Origin of the sequence: Apibacter muscae (assembly GCF_007845635.1) — a bacterium.
Taxonomy (GTDB): domain Bacteria; phylum Bacteroidota; class Bacteroidia; order Flavobacteriales; family Weeksellaceae; genus Apibacter; species Apibacter muscae.
Genome location: NZ_SELG01000041.1, coordinates 60,235 through 73,014, shown reverse-complemented (window position 1 = coordinate 73,014; position 12,780 = coordinate 60,235). Strand labels below are relative to the sequence as shown.

Annotated in this window: 13 protein-coding genes; 4 read left to right on the top strand and 9 right to left on the bottom strand. The window is 29.8% G+C overall.

The annotated features are described in order from the left end of the window. Positions 1-10: 10 nt before the first annotated feature. From lysA to ETU08_RS09440, 8 genes are all read right to left on the bottom strand, one after another. A complete protein-coding gene (lysA, locus tag ETU08_RS09475; RefSeq protein WP_146262788.1) occupies positions 11-1,225 on the bottom strand; it encodes a diaminopimelate decarboxylase in 1,215 nt (404 codons plus the stop codon). 83 nt (positions 1,226-1,308) lie between these two features. After that, positions 1,309-2,325 carry a glycosyltransferase family 2 protein gene (locus ETU08_RS09470; protein ID WP_146262787.1) on the bottom strand — a complete coding sequence of 339 codons (1,017 nt, stop codon included), beginning with the start codon at positions 2,323-2,325 and terminating at the stop codon, positions 1,309-1,311. Continuing rightward, positions 2,289-3,164: a lysophospholipid acyltransferase family protein gene (locus ETU08_RS09465; RefSeq protein WP_185145312.1), complete on the bottom strand. Its 876-nt coding sequence runs from the start codon at positions 3,162-3,164 to the stop codon at positions 2,289-2,291. The genes ETU08_RS09470 and ETU08_RS09465 overlap by 37 nt, the downstream gene beginning before the upstream one ends. Positions 3,165-3,223: 59 nt before the next feature. Next, a complete protein-coding gene (gene hemH, locus ETU08_RS09460; protein ID WP_146262785.1) occupies positions 3,224-4,237 on the bottom strand; it encodes a ferrochelatase in 1,014 nt (337 codons plus the stop codon). A 91-nt stretch (positions 4,238-4,328) separates the two neighbouring features. After that, complete coding sequence (locus ETU08_RS09455; protein ID WP_146262784.1) at positions 4,329-5,249, bottom strand: PfkB family carbohydrate kinase; 921 nt, start codon at positions 5,247-5,249, stop codon at positions 4,329-4,331. A 575-nt stretch (positions 5,250-5,824) separates the two neighbouring features. Then, positions 5,825-6,346 (bottom strand): hypothetical protein, encoded by a 522-nt coding sequence (locus ETU08_RS09450; protein WP_146262783.1) that lies wholly within the window; start codon positions 6,344-6,346, stop codon positions 5,825-5,827. 164 nt (positions 6,347-6,510) lie between these two features. Beyond that, the gene (locus ETU08_RS09445) at positions 6,511-6,903 is read right to left on the bottom strand and encodes a DUF3037 domain-containing protein (RefSeq protein ID WP_146262782.1); all 393 of its coding nucleotides are present in this window, start codon (positions 6,901-6,903) and stop codon (positions 6,511-6,513) included. Then, complete coding sequence (locus ETU08_RS09440) at positions 6,881-7,663, bottom strand: HipA family kinase (RefSeq protein WP_146262781.1); 783 nt, start codon at positions 7,661-7,663, stop codon at positions 6,881-6,883. The genes ETU08_RS09445 and ETU08_RS09440 overlap by 23 nt, the downstream gene beginning before the upstream one ends. Positions 7,664-7,970: 307 nt before the next feature. Between ETU08_RS09440 and ETU08_RS09435 the strand changes: the two genes are divergently transcribed. From ETU08_RS09435 to ETU08_RS09420, 4 genes are all read left to right on the top strand, one after another. Continuing rightward, entirely contained in the window at positions 7,971-9,050 is a 1,080-nt protein-coding gene (locus ETU08_RS09435) for an Mrp/NBP35 family ATP-binding protein (RefSeq protein WP_146262780.1), read from the top strand. A gap of 27 nt (positions 9,051-9,077) precedes the next feature. Continuing rightward, complete coding sequence (locus ETU08_RS09430; RefSeq protein WP_146262779.1) at positions 9,078-9,314, top strand: NifU family protein; 237 nt, start codon at positions 9,078-9,080, stop codon at positions 9,312-9,314. A gap of 402 nt (positions 9,315-9,716) precedes the next feature. Beyond that, positions 9,717-11,024, top strand: a complete 1,308-nt coding sequence (ahcY, locus tag ETU08_RS09425; protein WP_146262778.1) for an adenosylhomocysteinase — start codon at positions 9,717-9,719, stop codon at positions 11,022-11,024. Positions 11,025-11,254: 230 nt separating this feature from the next. Further along, positions 11,255-12,466 carry an acetate/propionate family kinase gene (locus ETU08_RS09420; RefSeq protein WP_146262777.1) on the top strand — a complete coding sequence of 404 codons (1,212 nt, stop codon included), beginning with the start codon at positions 11,255-11,257 and terminating at the stop codon, positions 12,464-12,466. A 66-nt stretch (positions 12,467-12,532) separates the two neighbouring features. Here ETU08_RS09420 and ETU08_RS09415 read toward each other — a convergent pair whose 3' ends face one another. Then, positions 12,533-12,775 (bottom strand): hypothetical protein, encoded by a 243-nt coding sequence (locus ETU08_RS09415; RefSeq protein ID WP_146262776.1) that lies wholly within the window; start codon positions 12,773-12,775, stop codon positions 12,533-12,535. Between the last annotated feature and the right edge of the window lie 5 nt (positions 12,776-12,780).

The following is a 12,780-nucleotide window of genomic DNA, read 5'->3' as shown; positions in this document are numbered from 1 at the left end:
TTCAAATTTTTTATAAATTTATTTCTTCAGTAGTCATTAAAATATCTTCTAAAACCTCTCTTCTTCTAATTAAATGGGGTTCACCATTCATAATTAATATTTCTGCGGGTTTTAATCTAGAATTGTAATTGGACGACATAGAAAATGAATATGCTCCTGCGTTTAGAAAACATAATAAATCACCCTCTCTAATTTCTGAAATTTCCCTTTCCGACGCAAAAGTATCAGTTTCACATATATATCCCACTACGTTGTAATTTTTCTTTTGTGCATTTGGATTAGTTAAGTTGATTATATGATGATACGCATTGTAGAACATGGGGCGTATTAAGTGATTAAAACCACTATTTACAAAAGCAAAGGTATTGTAAGGTGTTTCTTTAACTACATTTACTTCTGCAAGAAAGTACCCTGACTGACTAACTAAAAATTTCCCTGGTTCAAAAATTAGTCTTAAAGTTTTTCCATACTTTTCTATAAATTGATTAAATATCTCGCCTAACTTTTCTCCTAGTAATTCTATATCTGTCTGCTTATCTCCTTCCTTGTATGGTACTTTAAATCCACTACCGAAATCTAAATACTTCAAATTAGGAAATTTCTCTGCTACATCAAAAATTACTTCAGCTCCTTTTAAGAAGATATCTATATCAACAATGTCTGAACCGGTGTGAATATGTAAACCTTGTACATTTAAAGGAATTTGATTTTTTAATTCTAAAAGATCATCGATCTGTTCAATGGAAATTCCAAATTTTGAATTTACATGTCCGGTGGATATCTTCTCATTACCTCCAGCTTTAATATGCGGATTAATTCTAATCCCTATAGGATAGTTCCTAAATTCTTCAGCAAAATATTTCAGAAATGGGAAATTATCAATATGGATATTTACCCCTAAATCTACAGCTTTTCTAACTTCATCAAAACTTACACCGCTGGGGGTGAAAATTATTTCTTGGGGAGTAAAGCCTGCTTTTAAACCTATTTGTATTTCTTGTAAGGAAACTGCATCTAAGCCAGTTCCTAACTTCTTCATTAGTTTAAGAATATTTAAATTAGTATTGGCTTTACATGCATAGTTAAAAGTAACCTCTTTTACATTATTAAATGCTTCTGATAATTTTTTATATTGACTTTTAATTATATCGCCATCATATATATAAAGAGGATTTCCATATTGCTTTGCAAGCTCCTCCAATTGTTGTATTCTTGCCAGTTCCATATTATAAATTTTAATAGTTTGCTAAGGTATTAAAACTAAAATTAGTTTTAAGTTTATTTAAAAATTTTAGTATTCATTAAATTTTATCTTAATTTTTTGTATGTTTTTCGTTTATAAAAAAAATATTGAAAGACTATAAATTTTTTATGTCCATAGTTTTTTATTCCTGGATTTCTTTTTTTCAGAAATTTTGGGATTAAATAATAAAAAGCAAAGTGTGCCCGAATCACTGCCCAGCAGTGTTTCCAACCATCGGTAAAAATAAATTTAATTCCTGCCAGCCCATCTAAAATTAATCGAAAAAAAATAATTGGAAAGATCTTATAGGATGGTAAATTTTTCAATAGCATTAAATGATTATTCCTAAAATTTAAAAAGGTTTTGGTTGGATTGTATGGATTTAAGGTTCCTCCTCCTACATGATAAACCTGTGATTCTGCACAATAAAAAATTTTTTTTCCTGAATTTTTTAATCTCCAACATAGATCTATCTCTTCCATGTGTGCAAAAAAATCTTCGTCAAATCCATTCTGTTCCCAAAAACTTTTCTTTCTTATAAATAAACATGCGCCTGTCGCCCAAAATATTTCACAAGTATTGTTGTATTGACTTATGTCTTCTTCTGTACTAAAAAAAACTCGCCCTCTACAAAAGGGATATCCTAAATTATCAAGAAAACCTCCGGCTGCTCCTGCAAATTCAAATTTATTTTTTTCTTTGTAACTGAGAATTTTAGGTTGCACAGCTACAATTTCACCGTCCTCTTGAAATAATTTTAAAATAGGATCAATCCAGTTCGGCGTAACTTGAACATCAGAATTTAATAAACAATAAATCTCTTCTTTAACTTCTTTTAATCCATGATTATAGCCTCCGGCATAGCCTAGATTTTTAGGGTTTTTTATGACCCCTATTTCCGGATAGTTTACTTGCAAATAGTTTAAGGAATCATCGGTTGAATGATTGTCTATAACATAAATGGGGTAACCTTGACTAAAATTTACAATTCCTGAAAGGAATTTTTTAAACCATTGGGTTCCATTAAAGTTTAATATGACTATTGCTAAAGTTTGTAATCGATTCCGCTGGTATATTTCCATCTTTTATGAGACCAAAGCCAAAGGGCTGAGTGTTTGATAATATTATGGTTTAAGTTTTGGTAAAACTTTTCAACTATTTCATTTTCTCTAAAATTTTGTTGATCTGGAAGAATACTTTTAATAACAACTTCGTATTTACCTCTATATATTTTATTCATTTCCAGATAAAAAACATGATAGTTCTTTTTTCTTGCAATCTTATCGTAACCGTTAAAAACTGGTGTTAATCGATTGAAAAATTCTAACTCATAATGAATTCTAGTTTTGTAAGGACTTTGGTCAGCTACAAATAAATAGGCATGGGTACCATCATTAGGCAATCCTATCATTTTACGAGTGGCATCTTTAACTGATAAGGGTATTGTTCCAAATTTAGAACGCGCTTGGAAAACCTCAAAATCAAAAAATCCATTTGCAACTTTTTTATAAACTGCATAAGCTTCATTTTGTGGCAATTGTTTAGAAACTCCAATTAACCACTCCCAATTAAACAAATGTCCGGCTAATAAAATTACATCTTTGTTTTCCTTCTTAGATTTTTCTAATATTTCAAGATTTTTAATACTAATGTGCTTATTAAAGTCTTGCTGAGTCATTGAAAAAATTTTTATAAATTCAATAATAAAATCTGTAAAATTTTTATAAAAATTCTTTTCAATAATTTGCTTTTCTTTAATATTCTTGTTAGGGAAAGCAATATTTATATTATGTCTAACAATTTTTTTCCTATATCTTAAAATATAGTATATTATAAAATATAAAATACTTGATATTCCATATAAAAGTTTTAAAGGAAAAAAAGATATTATCTTTATGGTAATATTTGCTAAAACTCTCAATATACTTTAGGGTTATTTTAGATTAAAAATAGAATGAAACATTTATAATTAATTCTATTTTAGTTGTTTGTATAATTATTAATTTTATTAATTAACCACTGAATCCAGTTGTCGTCTTCATTTAAACATTCTAAATAATTATATTCTATTCCTCCATTTTCAATAAAGTATTCTTTATTTTCTACAGCTAGCTCTTCTAATGTTTCTAAACAATCTGAAACAAAGGCGGGGGCAACAATCGCAATTTTTTTTATTCCTTTGGAAGAAAGATTTTTTAAAGTATAGTCTGTATAAGGCTTAAGCCATGGGTCTTTCCCTAAACGTGATTGAAAGGTCTGCATAACTTTAGAATCTTCAAGCCCTAACCTTTTCTTTATTTGTTCAGTTACATAATAACATTGATGTCTATAACAATAGGAATGAGAAGGTAATTCTTTTTCAAAGCAACAGCTATTATCTAAACGGCAGGTTTTAGTGATATCTGTTTTAAAAATATGCCTTTCAGGTAATCCATGATAACTAAAAATTAATAAATCAAAATTTTTTGGTAGTTTAGTTTTTATATTTTTAGTTAATAGATCAAGATATTCTTCATCTTTGTAAAAAGGAGGCAGAAAGCTTAAGTGCATCTTAGGGAATCTTTTCTTCTGGATTTCCTTAGCTTTTTCAACTACTGTCTCAGTTGTACTCATGGCATACTGTGGGTACAATGGTATCACTAAGGTTTCGGTAACTCCTTGTTCTTCTAGTTCTTTTAACCCCTTTTCAATGGAGGGTTGCTGGTATCTCATAGCCAATGCTACGGGATTATTTATTGATTTTTTTATCTTTTGGGTTATTCTTTCAGATATAACCACTAGGGGTGAACCTTCGTCCCACCATATGGATTGATATGCTTTAGCGGATTCTTTGGGTCGTTTCGGGAGTATCGCTAGCTCCACAATTAATTTTCTTATAATCCAAGGTACATCAATTACCCTTTTATCCATTAAAAACTCTCGTAAATATATTCTCACATCTTCTACCGAGGTGGATTTGGGAGAACCTAAGTTTACTAGTAGTATACCTTTCATATGATTATATTCAAAACTTTATTTATCTAAGTTAGTCTTTTAATTTTCTTCTTAAGTATTTGTATTAATATTTAAATCTAAATCGAAGCAACTATATGTTATAATCATAAGAGGTTAAAGTCTTAAAACTTTCAAGTCTTGATTCAAACTCCTGCTGAGTTAATTCCACTAACCTTTCAACACCAAATTTCTCAACGGTATATGAGGCTAACGCACTTCCTACTATAATTGCTTTTTTTAAATTTTCAAATGCAAAATCTTCAGACTTAGCTAAATATCCTGTCATTCCCCCAGCAAAGGAATCTCCAGCTCCTGTAGGATCTAAAATTTCTTCTAATGGCATTGCTGGGGCAAAAAAGACTTGTTCTTTATGAAATAGTAGCGCTCCGTGTTCTCCTTTCTTAATTACCACGAATTTAGGTCCCAGTTGTTGAATTTTTTTAGCGGCTTTTACCAAACTAAATTCTCCAGAGAGTTGGCGTGCCTCTGAATCATTAATTGTAATTACATCAACTTTAGCTATAACCTTAAGCAATAAATCCAAAGTTGAATTCATCCAAAAATCCATAGTATCTAAAACTATTAATTTGGGTTTTTCACTCATTTGCTCAATCACTGACAATTGCACCGCAGGATGCAAATTTCCTAACATTAAAACTTCTGAATTTTTTAAGTCCTCAGGAATCACTGGATTAAAACTTTCTAATACATTTAATTCTGTTACTAGTGTATCTCTACTATTCATATCTTCATGATAAATCCCAGACCAGAAAAAAGTTTTTCCGTCTTCTACTTTTTCTATGCCTTGAATACCAATTTTATGATTTTCTAATAGATCTAAATATTTTTGTTGAAAATCTCCACCTACTACCGAAATTATATTAACTTCTGTCCCTAGTTTAGATGCTGCTAAACCTATGTAAGTTGCTGCACCTCCTAGAATTTTATCAGTTTTCCCAAAAGGAGTTTCTATAGCATCGTAGGCTACTGTTCCAACTGCTAGTAATTTCATTTTAAATGTTTAAATTAAATATATTCATCACAAATATACTTTTATTAAAAAAATTTGTTAGAATTTTTAAAAATTTATTTTTAGTAATTTTTGAAGTAATAAAATAATTAGAATAGAAATTTTTAAAGTCTAAAAAAATTCTATCATAGATGAGTATAGTATTTAATAGATATGGTGGTTTAATGGAATCAACATAATCTACTAAAAATTTAGTGCAATAAATAAACAATTTATTGCACTAAATTTATTTTATAAAGAATATTTATTCAATGCAAAAGATTTTAAAAGACTTTTTCTTAATAACCTTTCATAATATTTTAAGTAATCTACATACTTTGTATTAAAAAAATTTTCATAATTTTTAATACCTTTACTAATATCTGTGCTGCTCTAGAATGAAGAGATGAATACCTATACCTATATCAACTTCAAAATTTTTAAAGAACTTGATGAAAAAATAAGGAATTTTGAATTTTTAGAATCTATTTAGACCGTCAAAAAATCTAAATATATTTATTCATTAAAATTCCAATTTATCTATTATAAAATAAGCTTCAGATCAAGAAAATTTCAAATCACTCACCAGGTAAAACTTCCGTAGGATAAATTTCTTCAGCAACATATAATTTAGCCATTATTTTGTTTTGATAAAAATTCTCCATCTTTATAATTTCTTCTTCTCCTTGCTTAGGATCATTACTCCAAACTTGAATTAAATAATTCTCCTTGGTTAAATAGCCTTTTTGTTTATTTGCTAATAATTTATTTAAAGCTGTATCCAGAGATTTTATATCTTTATACTCTGCTACTAAAACCCCTGATTCTGATCCAGAATTTCTATCCTGATAATTCTCTAAATATATTTTCTTTACATTTTTACAGTCTACTTTAAATAATGAACATATTAAACTTGGATTCGTTATAACACTTAAGTTATTTATATTCCCATTGTCTAGTTGAGTATAAATCTTTGCAGGTGTAACCATGTCTGGAAATAATAAAGAATCTAACTTAAAATCTGTTGATATAGAAGTTATTTTTTGTGACTGAGCAATAATAAAGGAAAAACATGCGAATAAAAAAAGGATTCTTTTCATTTTTGAATGTTATATTATTTTTATTCCACACAAAGCAAAAGACATTCCATAATCAAAATATTTGAAAACTTTAAATTTTTTTATGAAATTCTTGTAGTACTATATCTGTATTAATTAAGAGTTTTAATCTATAATTTTTAATAATTTTATTATAAAAGAAAAGTTTACATTACCAACTCTTCCCACAAAGCTGAAAATGTCTTATTTAGATCTGTTGAAATTCCTGGATGTGGTCTTGAGGTTTGAATTATAGTGCTACGCATGGCTGTCAACCACCTAAAGCGTTCTGGAATATCAAATTCACCGATTTCCCCCCCATTATTTTTTCCTTTGCATATATTTTCAAAAGCAGTTAAAATGGAATGAATATTTTCAATGTCTAATTCCTCCATATTGTTAAATAAACACTTAATTTTTCTTTCATTGATTTCATACTTAAGATTTATATAACGTGCATGTTTAGAAAATAAAATTAAACCAATATTTATAAATTCTTCTCGTTCTATTTTAGGTACTAAACGAATAATTGCATATTCATATAAGTGTTTTTCTTGCATTTTGTGCTTCTTTTATAAATATTTGAGTATGATTTAATCTTCTTAAAAGGTATTCTAAGTAAATGCTTTTTACTTGATCTATATTTTCATCAAAATCTTCTAGATTTATCCATTCTTCAGGAATTAGATTCACAATTTTTTTCAAACTTTCTTCATTAATATACTTTTTAGCAAAAATATCTGCATCTTCTAACTGTGTAGCTAGCGGCAACAATACGTGGTCTTTAACTTGAGAAAATGGGGTAATAGATAATTTTTCCCAATTCACCCAAGAATGATGAAAATATAAAGAAGCACCTTGATCGATTAACCATAATTCCTTATGCCATACTAACATGTTCGTATTTTTAACCGTTCGGTCAATGTTGGTTAAAAAGGCATCCAACCAAACAATTTTGGAAGCTAAGGCAGAATCAACTTTAAAAGCTATAGGATCAAAAGTGGTTGCACTAGATAAATAATGAAGCCCTAAATTTAAGCCCTTACTAGCCCTTAATAAATCTTGTATCTCTTCGTCTGGCTCCATCCTACCAAATGCTTCCTCTAAATTAATAAATACTAACTCTGGTATTTTTAAGCTTAGAAGTCTAGCAATCTCTCCTCCTATCAATTCAGCGATTAATGCTTTGGAACCATGCCCTGCCCCTTTAAATTTTACCACATATTTAAAATCATCATCTGCTTCAGCCAAAGCTGGCAAAGATCCACCTTCCCGCAAAGGAGATATATATCTCGTAACATTTACTGTTCTTAAACCCATAATTAATGAATTAACTGTGGCTAAATATAACTAATTTTTAATTTTTAAATACTTAGGAAATATTACGATTATAAATTCATTAAAAAATTAGTGGTTCAATTTTTATTCAGTCGTAGTCAAAAACATCTTATTTTGAATAAACGAATTAATTTGTATAAACAGTTTATAAATTATCTTATTTAAAAAACATTAATTTTTTTTACGCTAACATTAGTTAATGGAAAATTGAAAAAACAATTTTATTAATGCTATAATATCCCTATTTTTGTGAAAAGATTTTTATTAAATAATCTAAAATTTAGCATCCATGATAAGCAAAAAGGATATAATTGAGTTTTTAAAGGAAATTGAAGTTGAGGATTTAGTTAAAAATGTTCAATTAATGGGGGATACTGCCATTATTGATATGTTGTCCCATTCCCCGGCTATGCATGAAAAGAAAAGAATGGAAGTAGCTATGCATGCAGCTTTTGAAGATAAGTTTGGCAAAGATTTAAAACTTAAACTTAATATATCCGTAGAGGTTCCTGAAAAGCAAGAGATTAAAGGTAAAAACATCCCAGGAATAAAAAATATTATTGCTATTGCTTCTGGAAAAGGAGGTGTAGGTAAATCTACTGTAGCGTCTAACTTAGCAATATCTTTAAAAAAATTAGGCTTTAAAGTGGGCTTGCTAGATGCAGATATCTATGGACCTTCGATTCCTGTCATGTTTGACGTTGAAAATGCAAAACCAACCTCTAAAGATCATAAGATGGTTCCTATTGAAAGTTATGGTATTCAATTGTTATCTCTAGGATTCTTTTCAGGTGCAAATCAAGCGGTTGTATGGAGAGGAGCAATGGCTTCTAAAGCCATTCACCAATTGATTCACGATGCTGATTGGGGCGAACTAGATTTTCTATTAATAGATCTTCCTCCAGGAACAGGAGATATACATCTTTCCATTGTTCAAGAAGTACCGGTAACAGGTTCAGTAATTGTTAGTACTCCACAGCATGTAGCTTTGGCAGATGTTAAAAAGGGGGTTGCTATGTTTCAAATGCCTGAAATTAATGTTCCCGTTCTTGGTATTATTGAAAATATGGCTTACTTTGTACCTAAAGAATTGCCTGAGAACAAATACTATATTTTCGGGAAAAAAGGAGCTCAAAAATTGGCTGAATCTCTTGATTTACCATTATTGGGAGAAATTCCTATCATACAATCTATACGTGAAGCCTCCGACTATGGAAGACCTGCCGCCTTACAAGAAGACGAGTTGATTCCAAATATTTATATTGAAATCGCGAAAAACATGATTGAGAGTTTAGTTTCAAGAAATAAAAATTTACCGCCCACCGAAGCGGTTAGAATAACAACAATGGCTGGTTGCTCTTCAAAATAATTCTATTAATTTAAAATAAATAAGCATATGAATAATTCAATTACAGATAAAGTAAATAAAGCCTTAGAAGAAGTAAGACCTTTTTTAGTTGCTGATGGTGGGGATGTTGAACTCATAGACATTCAAGACCATGTGGTTACCATTAAATTTACAGGTGCTTGTTCTGACTGTTCAATCAATCAAAGTACTTTAAAACTAGGAATTGAATCTACCATAAAAAAACATGTTCCTGAAATTTTGGAAGTGATAAGTATAGTTGAATAGATACCTATTATTTCTTTATTATAACAATTTACTAAGTGAATTAATGCTAATTAATTTTTAAATACTTTTCAAAGTCTTAATTTTATCTCCTAAGTAATATTTTTCGAAAAGTATTGACTCTTAGTATAAATTTATATTATTTATTATCACACTTTGAACCTATAATTATTAAATTTTTAATATTAAATAATTTTACTCAAATATTCATCAAAAAATTATATATATCAATTACTTCCACTTTTGACTCTACTCAATTTTTGTACAAGCGGAAAATTTGCCTACCCTATTATTATTAAGATCTATGTAATAATATAAGTTATATTTTATTCCTACTATTTTATTTTAGATACTAGATTTTGTAGCTAAATAATTTAATTAATAACTTTACGAAAAAAATTATAAATGAATACAGAATACGTACCGTATAAGGTTAAAGATATATCTCTTGCAGATTGGGGTAGATTAGAAATACAGTTGGCTGAGGCGGAGATGCCAGGGCTAATGTCTTTAAGAAAAGAATACAAAGATGAGCAACCTTTAAAAGGTGCTAGGATTGCTGGATGTCTACATATGACCATACAAACAGCAGTTTTAATTGAAACTCTTAAAGAATTAGGTGCAGAGGTTACTTGGAGCTCTTGCAATATTTTCTCCACTCAAGACCATGCTGCTGCGGCTATTGCTGCTAAAGGAATTCCAGTATATGCTTGGAAAGGTATGACTGAAGATGAGTTTAATTGGTGTATTGAACAAACTCTATTTTTTGGTGATGATAAAAAGCCTTTAAACATGATTTTAGATGATGGTGGTGATTTAACTAATATGGTGTTAGATAAATATCCAGAATTAGTAAGTGGTATTAAAGGTTTATCTGAAGAAACTACAACGGGGGTACATCGTTTACACGAGAGGGTAAAAAATGGAACATTACTTATACCTGCGATTAACATTAATGATTCTGTAACAAAATCTAAATTTGATAACAAATACGGATGTAAAGAATCTGCCGTTGATGCTGTACGTAGAGCAACGGATCTAATGATTGCAGGAAAAGTTGTTGTCGTTGCTGGATATGGCGATGTAGGAAAAGGTTCTGCTGCTTCTTTCCGAGGTGCAGGTGCTAGAGTTATAGTTACTGAAATAGACCCTATTTGCGCCTTACAAGCAGCTATGGACGGTTACGAAGTAAGAAAAATGGATAATGCCATTTCAAGAGCTGATATTGTCATCACTTGTACTGGTAATCGTGATATTATCCAAGGGAAACACTTTGAGATGATGAAGGATAAAACCGTGGTTTGTAACATTGGGCATTTTGATAATGAGATAGACATGGCATGGTTGAATAATAATTATGGAAACACAAAAGTTGTGATAAAACCACAAGTAGATAAGTATACTTTGAATGGCAAAGATGTAATTGTATTAGCTGAGGGCAGATTGGTTAATCTTGGTTGTGCTACTGGACATCCTAGTTTTGTTATGAGTAATTCTTTCTGCAACCAAACACTTGCACAGATTGAACTATGGCAAAATCCTGGAAAATATGAAAATAAGGTTTATACACTTCCAAAACATCTGGATGAAAAAGTGGCTCGTTTACATTTAGAAAAAATTGGAGTAGAACTGGATATTCTTACAAAAGAACAAGCCGATTATATCGGAGTAACTGTTGAAGGCCCTTTTAAAACAGACGAATATAGATATTAAGATATTTAAATATAAAGCCGGAATCTTCTGGCTTTTTTATTATTTGCTTTAGATTTTTTTATTTAAATTCTAAATTAATTTGAGAGGTTTATTTTTCAAAACTTACATCAAAAATTATTTTAATTCAAATAATCTAAATTATAGAATTAGGTTTTAATTCTATATAATTTTAAACTATATTCCTTTAATATATTACTTAAAAATATTACTTTTGGCTCAAAAATTAAGGAATGCTAATATTAGTTATAAATGCAGGTAGTTCATCCATCAAATATCAATTACTTAATATGGAAACTACGACTGTTGTTTCCAAAGGATTAGTTGAAAGAATTGGTACAACAGGAGGACAACTTACACATAGATATTTAAACGGTAACTCCCTAGAAAAGAAAACAATTAATCAAGAATTTCCTGACCATACTGGAGGAATGAAGTTAATTATAGATTTATTAACCGATACAGAAATTGGTGTTATAAAATCTCTTTCTGAAATTAATGCTGTAGGTCATAGAATTGTACAAGGAGGGGGAGATTTTAATGCGCCTGTACTTATAACTGATGAGGTTAAAAAGAAAATTGAAGAAATGAATCCTTTGGCTCCTTTGCATAACCCAGCTAACTTACTAGGTATTGAGGTGGCTCAACAATTTTTCCCAAATATTCCTCAAGTAGCTGTTTTTGATACTGCTTTTCATCAAACCATGCCTCCGAGAGCTTATAGATACGCTATTCCAGAAAAATTTTATACGGAGAATAAAATACGGTCTTATGGAGCACATGGGACCAGCCATAAATACGTACGTGAACAGGCGGCTAAGTATTTAAATAACGAACACGCAAAAGTAATCACCATACACTTAGGGAATGGCTCTAGTATTACAGCTATAAATGAAAAGGGTGAAAGTATTGATACCTCCATGGGATTTACTCCTTTAAACGGTTTAGTTATGGGTACTCGATGTGGAGACATAGACCCTTCTGTATTGATATACATGGTAAGAGAATGTGGTGTTAAATTTGAAGAGCTTGATGATTTATTAAATAAAAAATCTGGTATGCTGGGTATGACTGGTCATAGTGATGCCCGTGATATTGAGAATTTATACAAAGCTGGTGATGAGAAGGCTACCTTGTGTTTAGATTTATATTCTTATAGAGTAAAAAAATATATCGGAGCCTATATGGCTGCATTAAATGGAGCTGATGCCATTGTATTTACCGCAGGTATTGGTGAAAATGATTTTCAACTTCGTTCTTTGATTTGTAAGAATATGGATTACTTGGGTATTCAAATGGATGATTCCAAAAACAAGGAGTATAATAGTCCAGACGAAATCAAAGAAGTTCAATCTTCTGATTCTAAATTGAAAATATTACTAATTCCTACCAACGAGGAGTTAGAAATTGCTAACAATACTTTAGAAATTATTTCTAAAAAATAATAATCATTTTAATAAAAAAACCGACAATAAAATTGTCGGTTTTTTTATTTATTATAGTAAAAGAATTTATTTTGTATAAACTAATTCTACTCCCTCTTGTTCAGTTAATATTTTTCTTCGAACATCATCTGGCTTTACATCAGCATTTATTTTTCCAGAATTCTCAGCAATTCCGAATGTTAACCAATAAGGCAAAATACTTAATAAAAATGTAAGACACCAAAATGCCATTGAAGCTATGATAAGAAATAATACGAAACCTACAAATTTTGCAAAAGGCCAAAAACCTATATATAGTATTGTTATCATGTCTA